Source organism: candidate division KSB1 bacterium (genome assembly GCA_034505495.1).
Classification (GTDB): Bacteria; Zhuqueibacterota; Zhuqueibacteria; order Residuimicrobiales; family Krinioviventaceae; genus Fontimicrobium_A.
The window spans coordinates 122459-142382 of record JAPDQV010000004.1; the positions used below are offsets into that span (position 1 = coordinate 122459).

Annotated in this window: 18 protein-coding genes; 11 read left to right on the forward strand and 7 right to left on the reverse strand. The window is 55.9% G+C overall.

Features of this window, described 5'->3' with window-relative positions; genetic code table 11:
* Positions 1-123 precede the first annotated feature (123 nt).
* From dnaG to alr, 3 genes are read left to right on the forward strand one after another with little or no spacing between them, the layout of a single operon-like run.
* The gene (dnaG, locus tag ONB24_03245) at positions 124-1932 is read left to right on the forward strand and encodes a DNA primase (GenBank protein ID MDZ7315118.1); all 1809 of its coding nucleotides are present in this window, start codon (positions 124-126) and stop codon (positions 1930-1932) included.
* Complete coding sequence (locus tag ONB24_03250; GenBank protein ID MDZ7315119.1) at positions 1929-2816, forward strand: metallophosphoesterase family protein; 888 nt, start codon at positions 1929-1931, stop codon at positions 2814-2816. The genes dnaG and ONB24_03250 overlap by 4 nt, the downstream gene beginning before the upstream one ends.
* Positions 2813-3985 carry an alanine racemase gene (gene alr / locus ONB24_03255; GenBank protein ID MDZ7315120.1) on the forward strand — a complete coding sequence of 391 codons (1173 nt, stop codon included), beginning with the start codon at positions 2813-2815 and terminating at the stop codon, positions 3983-3985. The genes ONB24_03250 and alr overlap by 4 nt, the downstream gene beginning before the upstream one ends.
* Here the strand turns inward: alr and ONB24_03260 are convergent.
* The gene (locus ONB24_03260; protein ID MDZ7315121.1) at positions 3952-4755 is read right to left on the reverse strand and encodes a hypothetical protein; all 804 of its coding nucleotides are present in this window, start codon (positions 4753-4755) and stop codon (positions 3952-3954) included. The genes alr and ONB24_03260 overlap by 34 nt on opposite strands.
* A 477-nt stretch (positions 4756-5232) precedes the next feature.
* On the opposite strand from ONB24_03260, the gene ONB24_03265 reads away from it, so the two are divergent.
* The 3 genes from ONB24_03265 to ONB24_03275 all read left to right on the forward strand — a co-directional run bounded on the left by ONB24_03265 (position 5233) and on the right by ONB24_03275 (position 8206).
* Positions 5233-5913: a SagB/ThcOx family dehydrogenase gene (locus tag ONB24_03265; protein ID MDZ7315122.1), complete on the forward strand. Its 681-nt coding sequence runs from the start codon at positions 5233-5235 to the stop codon at positions 5911-5913.
* A gap of 588 nt (positions 5914-6501) precedes the next feature.
* Entirely contained in the window at positions 6502-7869 is a 1368-nt protein-coding gene (locus ONB24_03270) for a TrpB-like pyridoxal phosphate-dependent enzyme (GenBank protein ID MDZ7315123.1), read from the forward strand.
* A 52-nt stretch (positions 7870-7921) separates the two neighbouring features.
* Entirely contained in the window at positions 7922-8206 is a 285-nt protein-coding gene (locus ONB24_03275; protein MDZ7315124.1) for a hypothetical protein, read from the forward strand.
* Positions 8207-8212: 6 nt separating this feature from the next.
* On the opposite strand, the gene ONB24_03280 is transcribed toward ONB24_03275, so the two are convergent.
* The 6 genes from ONB24_03280 to ONB24_03305 form a co-directional block, all read right to left on the reverse strand.
* Entirely contained in the window at positions 8213-8401 is a 189-nt protein-coding gene (locus ONB24_03280) for a zinc ribbon domain-containing protein (protein MDZ7315125.1), read from the reverse strand.
* A gap of 1 nt (position 8402) precedes the next feature.
* Positions 8403-10343, reverse strand: a complete 1941-nt coding sequence (locus ONB24_03285) for a heme lyase CcmF/NrfE family subunit (GenBank protein ID MDZ7315126.1) — start codon at positions 10341-10343, stop codon at positions 8403-8405.
* 70 nt (positions 10344-10413) lie between these two features.
* A complete protein-coding gene (locus tag ONB24_03290; protein ID MDZ7315127.1) occupies positions 10414-10974 on the reverse strand; it encodes a manganese efflux pump MntP family protein in 561 nt (186 codons plus the stop codon).
* Between the two features lie 10 nt (positions 10975-10984).
* On the reverse strand, positions 10985-11707 hold the full coding sequence (locus ONB24_03295; GenBank protein MDZ7315128.1) for a hypothetical protein: 723 nt from the start codon (positions 11705-11707) through the stop codon (positions 10985-10987).
* Positions 11708-11712: 5 nt separating this feature from the next.
* Positions 11713-12588 carry a cytochrome c3 family protein gene (locus tag ONB24_03300; GenBank protein ID MDZ7315129.1) on the reverse strand — a complete coding sequence of 292 codons (876 nt, stop codon included), beginning with the start codon at positions 12586-12588 and terminating at the stop codon, positions 11713-11715.
* Between the two features lie 17 nt (positions 12589-12605).
* A complete protein-coding gene (locus tag ONB24_03305; GenBank protein ID MDZ7315130.1) occupies positions 12606-13781 on the reverse strand; it encodes a hypothetical protein in 1176 nt (391 codons plus the stop codon).
* A gap of 297 nt (positions 13782-14078) precedes the next feature.
* On the opposite strand from ONB24_03305, the gene ONB24_03310 reads away from it, so the two are divergent.
* From ONB24_03310 to ONB24_03330, 5 genes are all read left to right on the forward strand, one after another.
* Complete coding sequence (locus tag ONB24_03310; GenBank protein MDZ7315131.1) at positions 14079-14621, forward strand: cytochrome c family protein; 543 nt, start codon at positions 14079-14081, stop codon at positions 14619-14621.
* Between the two features lie 129 nt (positions 14622-14750).
* Entirely contained in the window at positions 14751-16640 is a 1890-nt protein-coding gene (locus ONB24_03315; GenBank protein ID MDZ7315132.1) for a cytochrome b/b6 domain-containing protein, read from the forward strand.
* 225 nt (positions 16641-16865) lie between these two features.
* On the forward strand, positions 16866-17783 hold the full coding sequence (locus ONB24_03320) for a sugar phosphate isomerase/epimerase (GenBank protein ID MDZ7315133.1): 918 nt from the start codon (positions 16866-16868) through the stop codon (positions 17781-17783).
* A gap of 144 nt (positions 17784-17927) precedes the next feature.
* Complete coding sequence (locus ONB24_03325) at positions 17928-19094, forward strand: DUF2961 domain-containing protein (protein ID MDZ7315134.1); 1167 nt, start codon at positions 17928-17930, stop codon at positions 19092-19094.
* Positions 19095-19109: 15 nt separating this feature from the next.
* Positions 19110-19898, forward strand: a complete 789-nt coding sequence (locus ONB24_03330) for a VIT1/CCC1 transporter family protein (GenBank protein MDZ7315135.1) — start codon at positions 19110-19112, stop codon at positions 19896-19898.
* Positions 19899-19924 lie beyond the last annotated feature (26 nt).

The following is a 19924-nucleotide window of genomic DNA, read 5'->3' on the forward strand; positions in this document are numbered from 1 at the left end:
CCGTTCGTCGTCGGCAAGCGGCGGCGCAGGACTTTTTTTTTCGGTTAATTTTTTGTAAGTTGCGCGGGCAATCTAACGGAAAAACAGGCTTATGTCAAGATTTTTCTCCGCTGTTGACCAGCAATGAGCCGCTATTCTCAAGAGATCATCGATCGGGTACGCGCCGCCAATGACATCCTCGAAGTTATTTCGGGCTATCTGAATCTGCGCCGAAAAGGACAAAACTATTTCGGCTTGTGCCCTTTTCATCACGAAAAGACGCCTTCGTTCAGCGTCAACGAAGAGATGCAGATCTTTCACTGCTTCGGCTGCGGCGCCGGCGGAAACGTCTTTACCTTTATTATGCGTATCGAAGGGCTCACCTTTATTGAGGCGGTTCGCTATTTGGCGCGCCGCGCCGGCATTGCGTTGCCGGAGGACCAGGAAGACCTGCAGGACGTACGCATCAAAGAGGCGCTTTATTTCGCTAATCGCATGGCGGCTGAATACTATGCGCAGATGCTGCGCTCGCCTCAGGCTGAAGAGGCCCGCGCTTACCTCGCCGGTCGCGGCATTTCCGAAGACGAGTATGATCTTTTCGGCCTCGGCTACGCACCCAATGAATGGGACGGTCTGCTGCGCCGAGCCGCTGAAAAGTCAATCGACGCGGATTTGCTTGCAAAGGCAGGACTGGCGATCAAAAAGGAGAACGGCGGCTATTATGACCGCTTTCGCGGGCGGATCACCTTTGCGATCAAAGACCTGACCGGCCAGGTTGTGGCTTTTGGGGCGCGGAGACTTTATGAGGACGGTTCGCCGAAATACATTAATTCGCCGGAAACGGAAATCTACCAAAAGCGCTACATCCTTTACGGCCTTTACGACAGCCGCGAAGCGATCCGCAAGGCGGATCAGGTCATCATCGTCGAGGGGTATACCGACTGGATGAGCCTCCATCGCGTCGGCATCCGCAATATCGTCGCCACCTCGGGAACGGCCCTCACCGAAGACCATGCCGCCGTTCTGCGCCGCTATACCTCGAACGCGGTGCTCTTTTTCGACTCGGATTCGGCAGGAGCGGCGGCTTCGCTGCGCGGGGCCGACATATTGCTCGAAAACGGCCTGGAAGTCAAAATCTGTTCCGCGCCCGAAGGTAAAGATCCCGACGAATTTGCCAGACGCGCCGGTGCTGAGGAGGTAAAGCGTGTAACGGCCGCAGCCGTGCCGCTGATCGACTTTAAATTGAAGCGCTTCGAGGCGCTCGGCAGAGGAGCTTCCGCCAATCGGCGCGCGGAATTGACGCGTGAATTGCTCGCCTCGGTGGCCAAAATGAGCGATCCGATCCGCCGCTCGTTTTTAGTGCGGGATTTTGCCGAACGTCTGCATGTTGATGAAGCATTTTTATGGAGCGAATTGACCAAGCTTCAGCAGCAACATCGCGCGGCTGCACGCGCCGAGAAGCAGGAGCCGGTGTCGGAACCCGCGGTCCGCACCCGTCGTCAGGCAGCGGAGATTGCCCTGCTGGAAGTCTCTCTGCGCCACCCTGAGGTTATCAGCCCGATCATGAAAAATCTCAACCTCGATGATATTGCCGATGAAGAAATTCGCAGGATCTTTGAACGATTCAAAGAAGAACCTGTCGATCCGGATCAGTTTCGGCCGCAGGACTATGTCACCGCCGTCGGCGATGCCTATCTTGCCGAGCGCCTTTCCGGTCTGCTGCATGCGGACGATCCCTTTCCCAAGTTCCGGCAATACGCGCGCCAGTGTTTAATCAATCTGCACTTGGAACTGATCGATGAAAAGATTCGTCAAATCAAGGAACTCATGAAGGAAGAAACGGCCGAACAAAAGACGGAACTGCTCGATCAACTGCGTTATCATCTGCAGGAGCGGGAAAAAATGCGGCGCGGCGAACACCTCATCTGGCCGCTAATCCAAGAATCTCTATGAAAAAATCCCAACGAATTCTCTCGCGCCGACTCGAAAGACACCTTAAAATCATCGTCGAACACCTCAAGGCGCCGGCAATCATCCTGACGCCCGCGCTCAAGCTCACGGGACTCTATGAGCGCGGTTTTCGCAACGCTTCCCGATTGCGGCGATGCGAGTTTTCGCTGTCCTTTACTGCACTGCCGCCGGCGTTCGACGGCTATCGTCTGCTGATTCTCAGCGATCTGCATATCGACACCCCTCTGCCGCTTGCCGAACAAATCCGCTCGTTGACTCGAGATGTTCCTTTCGATCTCGCGCTGTTTTTGGGTGATTTTCGGCATAAAATTTCCGGAGCCCATCGGTCGGCCGCTGAGAAAACGAAGCAACTGTTAGCCGATCTAAGCCCCAGGGACGGCATTTTGGCGGTACGCGGTAATCACGACTCTCCTGCTCTTATGGAGGAGTTGCAGGATGCAGGCATAGAGGTCTTGACCAATCGTCACAAAGCCGTCAGACATGATGATCAGGCGATTTGGATTCTCGGCGTTGACGATCCGCACTATGACCGCGCCGATGATTTGGCGGCCGCCGCTTCAGGCGTTCCGGCAGACGGATTCAAGATTCTGCTCGCGCACACGGCCGAGCTGTTTAGAGAGGCAGCCGCATCGGGCGTCGATCTCTATCTGTGCGGTCACACGCACGGCGGCCAGATTTGCCTGCGCAACGGCCGACCGATCATCACCAACGTCCGCACGCCGCGCGCCTGGTCGTACGGCTTTTGGCATTATCGCAATATGACAGGCTATACCAGCAGCGGTGTCGGCTGCAGCTCAGTTCCGGTTCGATTCAATTGCCCGCCGGAAATTGTCCTCATAACACTCAGGAGAAAAATGAGCGAATGAAACGCATTAATCAGCCGACCATCGCCGAGTGGGAAAACATCGTTCGTCCGACCCAGGTTGAAGTCAACTTGACGCGGTTGCGGCAAAACTTGGCGGCCATTCGCGCCAAAACCGCGCCGGCGCGCATCATGGCCATCCTCAAAGCCAATGCCTACGGCCACGGGTTGGTAAGGGTTGCTCAATTGATGCAGGAAGAGCGCGTCGATTATATCGGCGTTGCGGTATTGGAGGAAGGCCTGCTGCTGCGCGAGGCGGGCATCCGGCTGCCCATCTTGGTCTTGGGAGGCGTGTTGGGCAATCAGATTCCCTACTTTATTCGTCACGATTTGACCATCACGGCTTCCAGCATCGACAAGCTGCGGGCGATCGAGGAAGCTGCAAAAGCCATGGGACGCACGACCAAGGTGCATCTCAAAATCGATACGGGAATGGAGCGGATCGGCGTCCATTACTATAACGCCGAGGGATTCATTCGTGCCTCTCTGGAATGCCGTCATGTTATGGTGGAAGGCATTTACACGCACTTTGCCAACGCCGATACAGCGGACTTGTCGCATGCACGGCTGCAGCTGCAGCGTTTTCTCGACGTGTTGGAAATCTATGACCGGCTGGGTGTGCCGCGCCCCACGGCGCACGCGGCCAATTCCGGCGCCATCCTGCAGCTCCCCGAGGCCTATCTGGACATGGTACGGCCCGGCATTCTGCTCTACGGCGTCTACCCTTCCCGCACTGCAGCGCGCACCGTACCGGTCAAGCCGGCATTGACTTGGAAATCGCGGGTGGTCTATTTTAAGGTCATTCAACCCGGCCATCCGGTCGGCTACGGCTCCACATGGCAGACGGATCATCCGGTGCGCGCAGTCACGGTGCCGGTAGGCTATGGAGACGGCTATTTCCGCAGCATGTCGCACAAGGCGCAGGTTATTCTGCACGGCAAACGCTATCCGGTCGTCGGCGTGATCTCCATGGATCAGATTGTCGTGAATATCGAAAACGACAGCGCCTACAACGACGATGAGGTCATCTTGATCGGCGAGAGCGACGGGGTTTCAATTACCGTCGAAGAATTGGCCGACTGGGCGGGGACCATCCCCTACGAAATTCTGACCAACATCAATACCCGCGTGCCTCGACTCTATCGCGGGGAAGAGGTGCCGAATCTGCGGTAGAATTCGGACAGATTAAGTACCGGAATACCGTTGTTTCGCGCTTTTTCCTGCTGATCTTGATTGTTGTAGCCCCATCCCGCCAAATAGAGATTGATTCCCAACGGCTTGATTTTGAGCAATGTGTCGACTTGATCATCGACAAAGTGAAAGGCGCATGCGTCACAGGCGCGTTCGTCGAGCAATCGCTTGATGATCTCCCCTTTGGGAGCGGCAGAGGTGTCGAATATGTTTTCCTCCGGCAGAACGATCCGATGAGCTTGAAAGATTTTCTCGACGAACGTCAGGCGCTTGCTGGTGATGATGTAAAGGTTTGCTTTGTGAGGATAGGTTGAGAGAAACTCGCGCATGCCGGAATATAGCGGATTCAGCTCGCCCCATAGATGCGGCGTCTCCCGACTGAATTCCAAGCGCCGATGATAAATGAGGTCGAAGAAGCGCTGCCGCAGATCGCGCCATTGTTCCGTAAAGGCGTCGAACGCCTTCTGGTTTTCGATGGCGGCGTTTTGGTGAATGGCGTGAGCAATGTAAACATAGTCCTCGCCTTGGCGGATGAAATTGCGCAGGCGACGCGCTTCTTTCAGCCAGTCTGCGGGAAGCGCAGCCTCGTCCGGCACATGCCGATCCCCGCAATAATCAGCATAGGCATTGTAAGCGTTGAACAAGCACTCGCGGATGCTGTCAATGATCACACCGTCCATATCGAGCGCCAGGATTTCCCGGCTCGGGTCGAACGAATCCGCCCCAAGAAACGATAGAGAGCAATCAGTCATAAAATCCTTTTGCATGGGATGAAAAGTCGGGACTCTGCCTCAACTATCTCAATCTATTTGAAAACCCGACTCTTTTTTTGCAATATGGCGATTTTTGCGCTTCTTTGCAACAAGGCGAAAGGTAATTCGGGAACCGGCCGGAATAAGCGAACCTAAACATTTGAACTGCGTTTTTTAGATCGATTCCTATCAGCAAAAAAGACCTTGCGCGAGCCTTCATATAAAGGCGATTCAAGACTCTGCCGCATTCGGCTTGGCGGCCCGACAAGCCTGCGGCAGGCCTTAATTCTTGATGAAAGAGAGTAAAAGCAAACATTTCCGGCAACATCTATCACTTAAAAGCATCGAGTTGACGCAAAAAGTTTAAAACGTCGGATTGTGCCAAATTGCTCGACTATAAACCAATTCAAAAAGTTTTACTAAGGGATCACGCGAAACAGAAAATTAGCAAGTTCTTGAATCAGAAAGGAGCTGCCCATGAAAGGAAGAATGTTGCTTTTGTATGGATTAATGATGTTCGGACTGCTTTCGGCTCAGGAGGCGCGGAGCATCAAGCTCAATCCTCCCGACTTGACGCGCGGGCTGCCGTTCATGCAGACCTTGGCGGTCAAGGCATCGGCGACAGAGTGGTCGGATAAGGAGATCAGCCTACAGGACCTCTCCGATTTGCTCTGGGCCGCCAACGGATTGAATCGCCCGGCTGAGAACAAGACCACCGCCTCGTCGGCCATGAACGCGCATGACGTCGACATTTTTGTCTTTATGAAGGACGGCGTCTATGTATACGATTTTCAGAACCATGAGCTGGATTGGGTGCGCGACGGCGATTTTCGCGGGCAAATCTATCGACCGAGGCCGAGGCCTATAACCAATGCTGCCGAACCGGCTGAACCAACCCCGCAAGTGACCGACGCCCCGATTCAGCTTTTGTTGATCTCGGACACCGACCGTTTTCGTGCCGGCAGCAAAGAGGCGCGGTACGAGTGGGCCGCCCTCGATGCCGGAATCATCTCACAGAACATCTCGCTTTTTTGTGCCGCCACGGGACTTAAAACCCGACCTCGTGCTCTGGTCGATAAGGATAGGGTACGAGAGATCCTTAATCTGAAAGAGTCGCAGTACGTCTTTCTCAACCACCCGATCGGCTACGCCAAATAGATACGGCGGTTGTACCAAAGATTTTAAGCCGATAAAGCGGAAGGCAATAAAAACTTTCAAAGCTGCCAAATCAGCGGATTTCAGCCTACATCACGCGCATTGCCGCGGACAAGAGCGGAGGGATATCGATGCTGCAGTCAATGTCGAAGCGAGTACAGGCAGCCTTTTTTCGTAGAAAAAGGGTTTTCAGTGAATGAATTTCTTGACACGAATAGACAAAAATGATATATTTAGTCGGATTTTAACGAAAGACATATGTGATGAAACTTGAACTGAACAACGCGTGGTTTTGGTGGGGCTGGCGCAGCCATAGTGGATGCGGTGGGTCAACACCATAATCGCGCGTGATTAGGATAGTACAAGCCCGCTGCAGGAATTCTTCAGCGGGCTTTTTTTTTGACTGACCGCCTGACAGTTCATGCAGGCTGCTAAAAAGCAGTGCTTAAACCAAGCCCGTTTGAAAACGGCTGCCTGACGGCACAGCCGCACAACTTTAAAGCAATCGGATTCTTTATGCTGGGTAAAGTAACCATCAGATGATCGACAACAAATTCAGTTCACTATAGAACCATAACTGGAGGAATCAGCATGACCAAGTTTACGCTCACAGACAAAGACATCCCGCGGCAATGGTACAATTTGGGCGCCGACTTGCCCAAGCCGATGCTGCCGCCGCTCGGTCCGGACGGCAAACCGATAACGCCGGAAATGCTGGCGCCGGTTTTTCCGATGAATCTGATCGAACAAGAAGTTACGACGCAACGATGGGTGGACATTCCCGAAGAGGTGCTGGAACTCTACTCGATTTACCGTCCCACCCCGCTCTATCGGGCGCGCCGTCTGGAAAAATTTCTCGGCACTCCGGCCCGGATTTACTTCAAGAACGAAGGCGTCAGTCCTGCCGGTTCGCACAAGCCGAACACGGCCATTCCGCAGGCGTGGTACAACAAGCAGTTCGGCATCAAACGGCTGACGACCGAAACCGGCGCCGGACAATGGGGCAGCGCCCTTGCCTTTGCCTGCTCGCTGATCGGTTTGGAGTGCAAAGTTTTTATGGTACGCATTTCTTTCGATCAAAAGCCATTCCGCCGCTTGATGATGGAGACATGGGGCGGAAAATGCGTGCCGAGTCCCAGCAAAGAAACCGAAGCGGGCCGCAAGATTTTGGCCGAGCACCCGGACACCCCCGGAAGCCTGGGTATTGCCATTTCTGAAGCGATCGAGGCGGCAGTGACGGATCCCACCGGCAAAACCCGCTACTCCCTCGGCAGCGTGCTCAATCACGTCATGCTGCACCAAACGGTCATCGGACTGGAGGCCAAAAAGCAGCTCGAACTGGCGGGCGAGAAAAAAGTCGACGTAGTCATCGGCTGCGCAGGCGGCGGCTCCAACTTTGCAGGACTCTCTTTCCCGTTTGTGTTGGACAAAATCAACGGCGCGCAAATCGACATCATTCCGGTCGAGCCCTCCTCCTGCCCCACCCTCACCCGCGGGCCTTTTGTCTATGATCACGGCGACACGGCCAAAATGACGCCGCTGCTGCCGATGTACTCGCTGGGTCACGATTTTGTACCGGCGCCGATTCATGCCGGCGGTTTGCGTTATCACGGCATGGCGCCGTTGGTCAGTCATGCCACTAAGCTGGGATTGCTTTCGCCGCTGGCATTGCCGCAGCTCGAATGTTTCGAGGCGGCCATCACCTTTGCCCGCACCGAAGGGTTTATTTCGGCGCCCGAAACCAGCCATGCCATCGCCGCCGCCATCCGCGAGGCGAAAAAAGCCAAGGAGGAAGGCAAAGAAAAGGTCATTCTCTTCAACTGGAGCGGGCATGGATTGATGGATCTTCGCGGTTATGAACTGTATATGGCCGGTCAGCTCTCCAACTATTCACTCCCCCAGGAGGAGATCGAGCGTGCCATGGAGGTATTTAAAAACTATCCTCCCGCCGTTGTTTGAAAAAAAGAAACGGGGCGCCAAAGATCGGCGCCCCGTTCGAGGGTAAATACAAATGATCGATCAATTCGACAAACTGGAAATTCGCTGCCCCATGCTGGGACATTCGGTAACGTTTTACTATTGTCGCACTACATCCGGCGACGAACCCTGCCGTCGCTTGCCCGACTGTTGGTTCGAACGCATTCCGGTGCACGATTTTATCCGCTCTTTTTTCAGTGCTGAACAGCAGCAGAGGTTTTTCCAACCGCCGCCGCCCAAGCTTGTCACGCTGGTGGAGCTGATTGAACGGGCGAAGCAGACGGCTGCCGCACCCGATGCGAATGATGAGCGAACCTGATCTTCTTCACGCCAAGCGGGCACCGCAGGCCGAGCAAAATCGATCTTCCGAATGCACGGGCTTATTGCAGCTGGGACAGATGCGGCCGCCTGCAGATTTGTCTCCTGAGCTCGGCTCAGCCGTTTTCGTAAAGAGAGGATACAAAATGTAAGCGCAAACCCCAATCAGAACGATCACCAAGCCGATTGTCGCCATTCTATTCATTCTCCTTTCTTCGCCCCTTCCCCAGGCCGATGAGCACGCCGATCGTCATAATGCCGGCGCCGATCCAGATCCACATGACCAGCGGATTGAGCAGAACTGTAACCGAGGCCTGTTGTCCTTCCAGATCGTACTCTTCCAGAATCACGTAAACATCATGTTGCAGGGTGGAATAGATGCCCACTTCGGTAGCCGGTTGAAAGTTCTCAAAGAGATGCCGTTCGGCTTTGACCGTGCTGATTGGTCGGCCGTTCTGCAGCACCGAAAACACGGCGGCATCGACCAGGCGATCGACGCGGGAGCGGCGATCGAGCTGCTGCAGCTGCAGTTGATAGGGGCCGATTTCCAGGGCTTCACCGCGCTTTAGCACACCGGCGGCTTCGCTCGAAAAAGAAGAGGAAGCGACGATGCCTATGAAAAAGCAGAGCACACCGAAATGCACCACATACGCGCCGATGCGTCGGCTGCGTTTGCCGACTGTCTCTGCAAACGCGCTGAAAGGACGGTGATGCAAGAGACGCCCAAAGTTCAGCTCGTTCGCCAGCACCTGCAGCGTAGCGGCCAGACTAAAAGCGGCGATCATTAGAGCAACGGCGGCCCATGGATTACTAACGCCGAGCAGCAAAGAGACCAAGCATGCAACCGCTGCAATCGCAAGCGGCAGAGCCGGCCTGCGCGCCCACGTCCGTTCGGTACCGGAGCTCCAAGGCAGCAGGGAACAAATACCGAGCAACAAAAAGAGGGCTATAGCAATCGGCGCCGCCATGCGATTATAATAGTCCTGCGTCACGCTCAGCTTTTCCCCGAGCGCCTCGGTGACCGTCGGCAGCAGCACACCCGCCAATACGCCGACGGTCAATGCGACAAAAAGCACGTTGGTGAGCAGAAAACTCGACTCTTTGGTCCTCCAGGAAACGATTTCCTGCCTGCCCTTCAGTTCCGGTGAACGGCGCAGAAGCAAGGTAAAGGATACAAGGAGAACGACGGCGAGAAAAATTAAAAACAGAGGACCGAGGTTTGAGGCGCCGAAGGCATGAACCGAGGCAATCAGCCCGCTGCGCGTGACAAAGGTGCCGAAGATGGTCAGGGCAAAGGTCAACAGAATCAGCGCGAGCGTCCAACGTTTCAGCACGCCTTTTCGTTCCTGCACGATGAGAGAATGAAGAAAAGCTGTTCCGGTCAGCCAGGGCATGAGAGAGGCGTTTTCAACAGGATCCCAAGCCCAATAGCCGCCCCAGCCGAGCTCTACGTAGGCCCATTGCATTCCAAGAACGTTTCCCAGCGTGAGAAACAGCCAGGAGAAGAGCGACCAGCGGCGCAGGGATTTGAGCCAAAGCCCATCAAAGCGGCCGAGGATAAGCGCCGCAACTGCTGCGGCAAACGGAACGGTATACCCGACGAAGCCGATATAGAGCGCCGGCGGGTGAAAGACCATGGCCGGATTTTGGAGCAGAGGATTCAATCCTTGACCGTCAGGCGGCGTAAAGGGAAGCAGTTTGAACGGGCTGGAAACCAAAGTCAGTAGAATCAGAAAAAAGAAAGCTGTGGTTTGAACCACGCCGAGGGTATAGGGCAAATAATCGGCAAGGTCGCGACCGTACTGTCGCATTGCCAGGACGGCGAATAGGCTTAAAAGCAGGCACCAGAACAGGAGCGAACCGGCTTGTCCCGCCCAAAAGGCCGCCAAGGTGTAGAACAGCGGCAGGGAGCGGTTCGAATACTGGGCTACGTATTCGATGCGAAAGTCTCGATTCAGCAGTGCAATCACGAGGGCCAGCGAGGCCAAAACGACCAGAGCAAAGGTCGCTCGTGCGGCGCGCTCGGCGCTTTTAATGAACGGTGAACGGAGCTGTTTGGCGCCGGCAAAAAACAGCAGGGCGCTGTACAAAGACGTCACCAGCGCCAAAGCCAGGGCATGAGAGCCGATAAAACTCACAAAGATTTCCTTTCCATTGGCCTTCGGAAAATAGCAAAAACGTCTCTGAACTGCAAAGGAAACTGTCTTTTCAGTGGGACAAGTGGCTGATGAGAATGCGCAGGCCGATGGCGATGAGCACCAGGCCTCCCAGCAGCTCGGCGCGCTTGCTGAACAGCTTGCCGATGAGTCCGCCCGCAAGGACGCCGAGGAGCGAGAGCCCTCCGGTGATCAATCCTATCATCAAAGCGGGATACCAGATGTCAACTTTTACCAATGCCAGGCTAAAGCCGACCGCGAGCGCATCGATGCTTGTAGCGATCGAGAGAAGAATGAGGTTCCAGCCGCGGGATGGGTCGACAGGGTAGGATTTTTCCTTAGAAGAGAGGCTTTCGCGGATCATTTTGCCGCCGACAAAGGCAAGCAGGCCGAAGGCAGCCCAGTGATCGACGCGATGAATCAACGGGGCGATCGTTTTGCCGCCGAACCAGCCGATAATCGGCATGATGCATTGAAAAAGACCGAAATGGAACGAGATGCGGAAGCGTGCCCGTCGTCGGCAGAGAAACGGCGTCGTACCGACGCTGATGGACACGGCAAGAGCGTCCATTGCCAGGCCGCAGGCGAGCAGAATGATCTCGAGCGTCGGCAAGTTCCTTCGCCTAAAATTTATTCCAAATCAAGCGTCCTCCATGACAAGAGCTGACGCAATTTCCCTTGCTCCGGTCCCATCCCCATTGTGCATGCACCTCTGCAGGCGGTTCGTCGATGTGATTGGGCGCGGCGAGAGAATCGGGCACGACGTGACAGTGTGAGCAACGAAAGAGGGCCATATGCTTTTCGTGAGCGCCGACGCCCATTGCCGAAGTTGAGGTGTTGCCGGATAAATCCTCAGGCGGATAATTATGCTCTGCATTGCCGTGGCAGACATTGCAGGCTTCCGGCCCGGCCTCGGCGGTGTGGCAGGTATAGCAGGAAGAGCCTGAGCGACCGCCGCGGTAATCTGCTCCGTGGCAGGACTTGCACTCCGCCATCGACCAGTTGCGGCTGCGAATGGGCTGGCCGTGAAAATCGGCGGTTGTCTTTTGCTTCCATCCTATCGGGTGCGGATAGTCCTCGTGACAGCCGTAACAGCCGACGCCGCTTTCGCCGCCGCGCAGATCGTCGCCGTGACAAGAACGACAGGAGGAATAGCCGACAGTGACGACTTTGACGCCGTGAAAGTTTTCCGAAGCGGGATTGCTCCACTCTTTGCTGTGGGTCTTGGCTGGAAGCGGAAACCGGTCTTCGGCACAGCGGACGGCTATGAGCATAAAAAGACTTGCGGCAATCGTTCTGCTAAAACGGAGTGAATGGAATCGCTGGGTCATCTTGAGGCCTCTCATACAGCTTACCTCACGGAGCGGGTGTGGCATTCGGCGCAGCTCGGTTCGGGCCGTCCGCTGTGACAGGCGAGGCAGGTCTCCAGGTCCAGTTTTGCCTGGCGCGCATGGCGTCCGCCGGTGCGGGGATTGGACCAGCCGGCCGTCTGATGGCCGCGCGGCAGCACCATCTGCTCCCGATGGCAGGCCACGCAAGAGGCAAGCTCGTCGTGACAGGTCAAACAGGCGTCGCGTTTGGAGCGCGCCTCCCGGCCGTGCGTGCGCAAATAGTTGAGCGGATGCACCTCACGGTCTAGATTATCGCCGGCATGGCAGCGCAAGCATTCGTTTTGCAAATGACAGCGGCTGCAGGATTCCGTCTGCAGCAGCGAGAGCCGCCCATGCGACGTTCGCCAGTCAAGACGATGGTTATCAGGCGCCAGGCGCTCATCCGACGCATGACAGAGCGTGCAATAGGTCGTTTGACCGTTCAAAGGATGGCAGCTCTGACACTGGGCCATTTTAGGTAAATGCTGCTCGCGCGCGTTGCTGCTTTGTTCGACGCCCTGATGACAGACCAAGCAGGCGATTCCTTTCGCCGCATGTCGGTCGTGGGGAAAATGGCGAATATAGTTCGTGATGCGCGGCGCCTTGACGTTTTCGGTCTTTCCGGCATGGCAAAAACCGCACTCGGTGGTGCTTTTTTCATGGCAGGTGTAGCAGGTTTCAGCCGGAGGCAGCAGGTTGTCTTCTGCTCGGCTGCTGGACGCGGCCGTATGACAGTCTGCGCATTCCAACCCGTTGGCCGCATGAGTCTTGTGCGAAAAGACGATATCGACCGTGTCGAGTTGTGCGGCAAACAGCAAAACCACGGTCAACGGCAGGATGAGCATGGCATATCGCATCGTCAGGTTTTTCCTCGCTACCAGGTCATCGTAATGTGATTTAAAAGCCGCACATCGTAGGTTCGCAAGCGGTCGTTCAGCCATTGCCCTTCGAGATCAGCCGACAGTCGACGGCTGAAGCGATAAGAAAGCCGTAGGGCATTTGACCATTGACGGTCATAAGCATATATCTGCTCGATCCGGTAGCGTGTCAAATCCACGGCAGCCGAAACCGTCAGCCGTTCGGTTAAATCATAAAATGCGTTCGCACAAAGACCGAACTGATCACCGGCAAAGCCGCTCTCATAGACGGCGCTGATTTCGCCGTAAGCAGTGGAAAAGGTCACGTAAAGCTGATCAGCCGCTTCCCGTTCGAAGCGCACGTATTGAGCCTGCAATTCGAGGAACTTTTCCGGTAAAACCTCCAAAGATGCCGCTGCTCGCCAACGCTGATAGGGCCGCGGCGTAAAAATCGTGAAATAAGAGTCGGAAAAGATTTGCGGCTGCTGCTCACGATATTCGACATTGGTCTGCAGCCTGGCGCTCCACTGTGTGCGTGCGGAAAAGAGAAGCCTCTGCGTGCTTTGTCGTTCGAGATCGAAATGCATTTGTGCATGCAGGTCAAGGTTCGAGAGCGGGCGATAGGTCGCGTTTACGCCGCTCAGGCGCTGCAGCGTTGTACCTTGACCGAATCGATGCAGGTAAAAGAGCTGCAGCTCCGATCCGCTTCCGCCCCAGGCCTGCAGGGTTGCGCCGACTAGAGGCCGCCGATCCTCCCATTCGAGTCCAAAACGGCGATCGATAGGACTCGGCAGGCCGCCGTACAGCTGCAGCTGAAGCTGCGGCTGCAGGCGCCAACTTGCAGCGAGGCCGTCGAGCGCGCCGAGCGAGAAACCGGGATGCAGATAGAGCCGTCCCGCCGCAGCTGTAATCCGATCGCCGAAAGCTTTGAACTCGACGTAAAGGGCGTAAAGACGAAAGCGTTCATCCGGCTGCGCACCGACAGTGCTGCTCAAAACACGGAAATTGCCCCCCAGCCGCGTATTCAGATGCGGCTGAACTACTTGAAACCTAACAGACTGGTAAAGGAGAGCCTGCCGATTATCGCGCTCAAAGAGATAGACGGAGTTGCGCAGCGCGCCGTGAAAAGAAAAGCTTTCGGCCCGACCCAAGCCGACTAGGCAAATACAAATTGTCAGAATTCTGTTCGTCAATGAAGATCAAATTAGATTAGTCTCAAAAAGTTAAGTCTTTTCGCTTAAAATTCCAAGATCGCTTTTGCACAACCCTATGAATTTGCCTATCCCTACTGCATTTTGCCGAAACGTGGAAAGGGGAAATTTGTTTCGGTCCATACGGCATCGTCGGCTTATCGAACAATAGAGGCTTTAATTCGTTGATTTTGAATGTGCAGTTTTTGCTGTTTCCAATTTCGTTGTTGATTTTCACTAAAAAAATAGATAAATAGAGTCGTTCCCATTTTTCGAAGGCAAATCGTTCATGGAGGTGAGATGGCGGTTGTGAAGCGGTTCGCAGTAAGTCTTTTATGTCTGTTCGTTGTTGCAGTCTTTTCCGCCGACGGTGCCAAGTATGTCGGATCCAAAAAGTGCATGATGTGTCATAAAGGGGCAAGTCAGGGGGATCAGTACGGCAAATGGCTTGCGTCGCCGCATGCCAAGGCGTTCGAGACGCTGAAAAGCGACAAGTCCAAAGAGATTGCCAAAAAGCAGGGGATTGCCGATCCGCTCAAGGCGGATGAGTGCCTGATTTGCCACGTTACCGGCCATGCAAGTCCGGCTTCGGCGCGCGCCGAGGGCTTTGACCCAACCGCGGAAGGCGTCGGTTGTGAGGCGTGTCATGGTCCAGGCTCACTCTACAAGTCGATGAGCGTGATGAGGGCGTTGCGCGAAGGCCGTCAGGACCCCAAACAGGTCGCTTTCGAAAACGGCAAGGAGAGCTGCCTTCGCTGTCACAACGAAAAGAGTCCCACCTATCGGCCGTTCGATTACGCCGTCCAATGGCCCAAAATCGCCCATATGATTCCAAAAAACTAATCCCGTAGGCTGTTGCAAAGTTTTTACGACCCTAGTCAGCCGCCGTGTTTGAAGACCGGCAGGACAAGAGGACTGACCAGTAATAAAGCCGCTCGAACGCCTAACGAAGACAACTCAAGCGATATTTTGATGATCAGGAGACATGTAAAACTTTTGTTTCTTGCCGCGGGGATAGCAAGCGGCTTCCTTCGCCTCTTTTCAGCCGTGCAGGCGCAGTCCTGCCTGGAGTGCCACGGCCAAAGCGATTTTGTCATCGAGAGCGAAGCCGGAGAGCGGTCTCTCTATGTCAATGCGGCCGAGTATCGCGCCTCGGCACACGGCGATTTCAACTGCCGCGACTGTCACGCGGATGCGGTCGGCGATCCGCATCCCGACCGTCTGGCGCCGGTTGACTGCAGCCGCTGCCACGAAGACGAGCCGAAGCAGGTTCAGGAGGGCGTTCACGGCGGCGCAACCGAGCGCAAACCGACCTGCAGCCGATGTCATACGGCGCATGCGATCAAAAGCGGGGCGGACACCGCCTCGACCACCCACCCTCTGCGGCAGCTTGCGACCTGTCGCGCCTGCCACGGCGACTCTTTGCACTCAAAAAGGAACGGCGATCGCCTCGATCATCTCGGCGTACATGAGGCGGCTTTGCGCGAGGGTAACGCATCGGCGCCGAGCTGCAGCGGCTGCCATCAGGCGCACCGCATCTTAAGCAAAGCCGATCCCCGCTCGCCGGTCTATCGCGCCAACCTCAGCTTCACCTGCGGCGCCTGCCACAAGGATGCCGCAGAACAATATCAGAAGAGCGTCCACGCGGCGGGTTTGCGGCAAGGCGAGTTTATGTCCGCGACCTGCATTACCTGCCACGGCGCGCATACCATCCTGTCTCCCGACGATCCGGAGTCACCGGCGCATCCGCTCAATGCGCCCGATCGGCTTTGCGCCCCCTGCCACGACTCGGAGCAGCTGACGAGCCGCGTCGGTTTGGTCGGTAAGGCGTTTCAATCCTACAAAGACAGCTATCACGGATTGGCAGCCTCGCGCGGTTCCTCGGTCGCCGCCACATGCGGCAGCTGTCACGGTATTCATGAAATCCGATCTAAAAGCGATCCCAAGTCGTCGGTCCATCCCGCCAATGTGCGCAAAACCTGCGCACGTTGCCACCCTTACGCCGGAGAAGAATTTGCCCGCAGCTACAGCCACGCCGACCTCAATGCCGCCGGACGCCGCATCTCTTCGGTCGTGCGGTCGGTATATCTATGGCTTATCGTCATCGTCATCGGCGGCATGGCGGTGCACAACTTCATCATCTGGTCTGCCCACCTTCGCCTGAAGCTGCGCGAGCGTCGCAACCTTCGACGCATCCGACGCTTCGATCGGGCGTGGATCATCCAGCATCTGGTGGTCCTCATTTCTTTCACCGTCCTGGCTGTTACAGGTTTTGCTCTCAAGTACCCCAAGGCGTTCTGGGTTCGTGCTCTCTATGCCGCAGGAATGACGGAAGCAATACGCGGCGGACTGCATCGCGTTGCAGCCGTCGCCCTCCTTGCCGCCGGCCTCCATCACCTTTATTGTCTCTTTTTTGTTAAAGGGTGGCGCGGCGAGCGCTCGGCACTGGCGCCGCGACTCGCCGACTTGGCACAGCTGCGGCAGAATTTGATCCATCACCTCACATTAAGGGGTAATCCGCCGCGTTTCGGACGCTACAGTTATATCGAAAAAGTCGAATACTGGGCGCTCATCTGGGGCACCGTTATCATGGCCGTTACCGGAGGTGTGCTGTGGTTTCCGGCGCTCAGCACCCGTTTGCTGCCGTCATGGAGCGTGCAGGTTGCCGAAACCATTCATTTTTACGAGGCGGTGCTGGCCGTGGCTGCCATTGTTGTGTTTCACTTTTTCTTTGTCATTTTTCACCCCAAGGAATATCCGCTCAATGTGACGGCCTTTACCGGGGAGGTTACGGAAACGGAAGCTCAGGAAAAATTTCCCGCCTGGTACGAGGAGCTGGAGCCGCCAAAGAGCTCACACTAAGGAGCTTTCAGCAAAGACAAATTCTTGACCGATTTGAGCAGGTTCAATCAAAATCTGTTCTCGGCCGCCGGATAAAGTGCCGACTCGGATAGAGGCACAATAATTCTCCTCACTCCCCTCTTTTTTCTGCAGCTCTTCTTGAGACCGCCATCTTGTTATTGCATTCCAGCATAAAAATTCCTACACTGCTGTAAACGGCACGTTCATTTACGTGGAGGTTACCGCATGGAACGAAGGGCGTTTCTACAGATGATCGGGGCCGCTTCGTTGGCAGCCTTTGTACCCACGGCCAAAGCGACGGCCGGTGACGGCGTCAAGATCGGCATTTGTGATTGGAATCTGGGGCCATCCTGCGATCCAGAATTGATTCCGCGCGCCGCCGAAGCGGGTTTATCGGGACTCCAGGTGAGCGTCGGCACACGGCCCGACCACATACCGCTGCGCGATCCAAGAGTTAGACGACGTTATCTCGAGCTTGGGCAACGTTACGGGATTGCTGTTCATTCCGTAGCTGCCGGGGGAATCCTCAACGCTATTCCGCTGGCCGAAGAGCCGCAGTCGGCCGTGTATGTCATCGACGCCCTTGAAGCCGCGGCGGCGCTCGGCGCCAAGAACATCCTCATCGCCTTTTTCGGCAAAGGCGATCTGCGCTTGACCGACGCTGCCGGCCGGTTTATCGAAAAAAAGCGCGACGGCTGGAGCATCTATGAGCTCGACACCAAAAAGGTCACGCGCGTCGTAGAGGCGCTGCGCCAAATCGCGCCGCGCGCCGAGGATCTCGGTATAGCGCTCGGCCTCGAAAACACATTGACGGCGGAGCAGAACCTCGAAATCATCGACCGCATCGGCTCGCCCATGGCGCAAGTCTATTACGACATCGGCAACTCGACTCACTACGGCTATAACGTACCGGCAGAGATTCGCCGCTTGGGTAAAGAGCGCATCTGCGAGGTACACATCAAGGACTGGAAACGCTCGGTTTTCAGTTTGGAAAACGGTGAAGTGGACATGGCTGCTGCAGCCCGCGCCTTGGCCGACATCGGTTACGACAAGTGGTACTGCCTGGAGACCAGCGGCCGCGAAGGCCGATTCGTTGAGGATACGCGCGACAACGTCGCGTACGTCAAACGCGTCTTCGGCTGAAAAGTTAACCCTTTTAAAAGGAGGCTTCGGCAGAGAACAACAATGACGTTTGCATCGCACGGAGCTCAAAAAAGCATTTAAAACACACCTCCGTGTTCTCTGCGTCTCCGTGGCTGAAACAACCCTATCATTACGAGGTGCCGCATGAAACGACTCACCATTCTTTTCTGGCTTTTCGCAGCCGCCTGGGTTGCGGCGCAGACGACCGATCTCTTTGAGCTGGCAAAAATTCGCAAGGACATTAAAAGCAGGCGGGTGAGCAGTTACGACCGCAGCGGCGGCAACAACGACCGCCTAGAGCACATCTGCGACGGCGAAACCCGCAGCCTGTTTCAAGTGTCCGGCGCAGGGATGATCAATCATATCTGGATCACCATTGCGCCGCCGCCCGAAGAGCTCAGCCGCAACGACATCATTTTGCGTATGTATTGGGACGGCAACCCGTTCCCGTCCGTGGAATCACCGATCGGGCCGTTCTTCGGCCAAGGATGGAACGAAAGCTATCCCTTCTCTTCGCTGCCGCTGGCGGCCGGACCGGTGGACGGCCGCGCCATGGTCAGCTATTTCGTCATGCCGTTCGCCAAGGGCGCCAAAATCGAAGTAGAAAACCAAACCGGCAAAGAGATCGAGGCGTTCTATTATTACATCGACTATGTGGAGCTGCGCGAACTGCCGCCCGACATGGGGAGATTTTGCGCCTGGTACAATCATGAGCTGCCCGAAGCGCCGCCCGAGGGGGAAAACGAGTGGAACGCGCTTGGACCGCAGGGCAACAATCCCGACGGTAAACGCAATTATGTCTTTTTAGATGTCAAGGGCAAGGGGCATTTCGTGGGCGTCAATTATTACGTACAGTCGCCCGGCCCGATTTGGTACGGTGAGGGCGACGACATGATCTTTATCGACGGCGATCAGATCACCCTGCACGGCACCGGTACCGAGGACTATTTCAACACTTCCTGGTGCCCGCAGGTTTTGTTCAGCCATCCCTATTACGGCTATGCCCGCGTCAATCGGGACATCGGCTGGATGGGACGCACGCACGTCTATCGCTTTCATATCAACGATCCGCTCTATTTTGACAAGTCTTTTCGCCATACGATCGAGCACGGCCACAACAATTGTCTGACGCTGGATCTGGCCAGCGTGGCCTATTGGTATCAACAGCCGCCGCTGTCGCCGCTGCCGCCGATCCCAAATAAAGAGCAGCGCGCCTTCAAGCCGCTCAACGGTCTGTGGCAGATTCACCAATGGCGCAACGAGTGGCGCAAAGCCAAGGGCAACGACGGCAAACTATGGGGCAACGAGTAAGGAGTCGATGCACGAATGTTGACCAGAAGCTTGGACAAGGCGCGCGAAGCGTATAAGAGACGGGATGTCGAGGCGGGTCGGGCGGCGCATCTGCAGCCGCCCGAAGCGCATCGCGAGGAGCAGGGCAAATACATCAAAAGCCTGGTCTACGGCGGCTTGGACGGCATTATCACCACTTTTGCCGTGGTGGCCGGAGTAGCCGGAGCGTCGCTGTCGTCCGGCGTGGCGCTCATTCTCGGTGTCGCCAACCTGGTCGCCGACGGTCTGTCCATGGCCGTCGGCGACTATCTGAGCACGCGCGCCGAAAACGAGTACAAGGCCGCCGAACGGCAGCGCGAGGCCTGGGAGGTGGCGCACTTTCCCGAAGGCGAACGTTTGGAGATGGTTGAGTTGTATGAAGGAAAAGGAATTTCGCGAGCCGATGCCGAGGCCATGGCGGACATTCTTGCCAAATATCCGCGCGCGTGGGTCGAGGTGATGATGGCGGAAGAACTGGGACTGGTGGGAGAAGACGAATCTCCGCTGGCCAATGCCGTCATGACGTTCGTTTCTTTTGCGCTGTTCGGTTTTTTGCCGCTGGCGGCATTTTTTGCGGCGCCGGTTTTTGGTTGGGTGCAGGATCATTTATTTGCAACGGCTTCGATCATAACCGGCGCGGCTTTGTTTGTGTTAGGGGCGTTTAAGGTACGGATTACCGGCCAATCCTGGCTGCGTTCGGGATTCGAAATGCTGCTGGTCGGCGGTTTGGCGGCCGCGGCAGCGTACTTTATCGGGGACGTTTTGGCGGGGTGGGCAAAGATGTAGGGCAAGTTTTCAATTTGCGGTCTTCC

Bases quoted from the DNA above. Each gene is read 5' to 3' on its own strand.
- dnaG (MDZ7315118.1), top strand. From the start codon at position 124: ATGAGCCGCTATTCTCAAGAGATCATCGATCGGGTACGCGCCGCCAAT.
- ONB24_03250 (MDZ7315119.1), top strand. From the start codon at position 1,929: ATGAAAAAATCCCAACGAATTCTCTCGCGCCGACTCGAAAGACACCTT.
- alr (MDZ7315120.1), top strand. From the start codon at position 2,813: ATGAAACGCATTAATCAGCCGACCATCGCCGAGTGGGAAAACATCGTT.
- ONB24_03260 (MDZ7315121.1), bottom strand. From the start codon at position 4,755: ATGACTGATTGCTCTCTATCGTTTCTTGGGGCGGATTCGTTCGACCCG.
- ONB24_03265 (MDZ7315122.1), top strand. From the start codon at position 5,233: ATGAAAGGAAGAATGTTGCTTTTGTATGGATTAATGATGTTCGGACTG.
- ONB24_03270 (MDZ7315123.1), top strand. From the start codon at position 6,502: ATGACCAAGTTTACGCTCACAGACAAAGACATCCCGCGGCAATGGTAC.
- ONB24_03275 (MDZ7315124.1), top strand. From the start codon at position 7,922: ATGATCGATCAATTCGACAAACTGGAAATTCGCTGCCCCATGCTGGGA.
- ONB24_03280 (MDZ7315125.1), bottom strand. From the start codon at position 8,401: ATGGCGACAATCGGCTTGGTGATCGTTCTGATTGGGGTTTGCGCTTAC.
- ONB24_03295 (MDZ7315128.1), bottom strand. From the start codon at position 11,707: ATGAGAGGCCTCAAGATGACCCAGCGATTCCATTCACTCCGTTTTAGC.
- ONB24_03300 (MDZ7315129.1), bottom strand. From the start codon at position 12,588: ATGCGATATGCCATGCTCATCCTGCCGTTGACCGTGGTTTTGCTGTTT.
- ONB24_03310 (MDZ7315131.1), top strand. From the start codon at position 14,079: ATGGCGGTTGTGAAGCGGTTCGCAGTAAGTCTTTTATGTCTGTTCGTT.
- ONB24_03315 (MDZ7315132.1), top strand. From the start codon at position 14,751: ATGATCAGGAGACATGTAAAACTTTTGTTTCTTGCCGCGGGGATAGCA.
- ONB24_03320 (MDZ7315133.1), top strand. From the start codon at position 16,866: ATGGAACGAAGGGCGTTTCTACAGATGATCGGGGCCGCTTCGTTGGCA.
- ONB24_03325 (MDZ7315134.1), top strand. From the start codon at position 17,928: ATGAAACGACTCACCATTCTTTTCTGGCTTTTCGCAGCCGCCTGGGTT.
- ONB24_03330 (MDZ7315135.1), top strand. From the start codon at position 19,110: ATGTTGACCAGAAGCTTGGACAAGGCGCGCGAAGCGTATAAGAGACGG.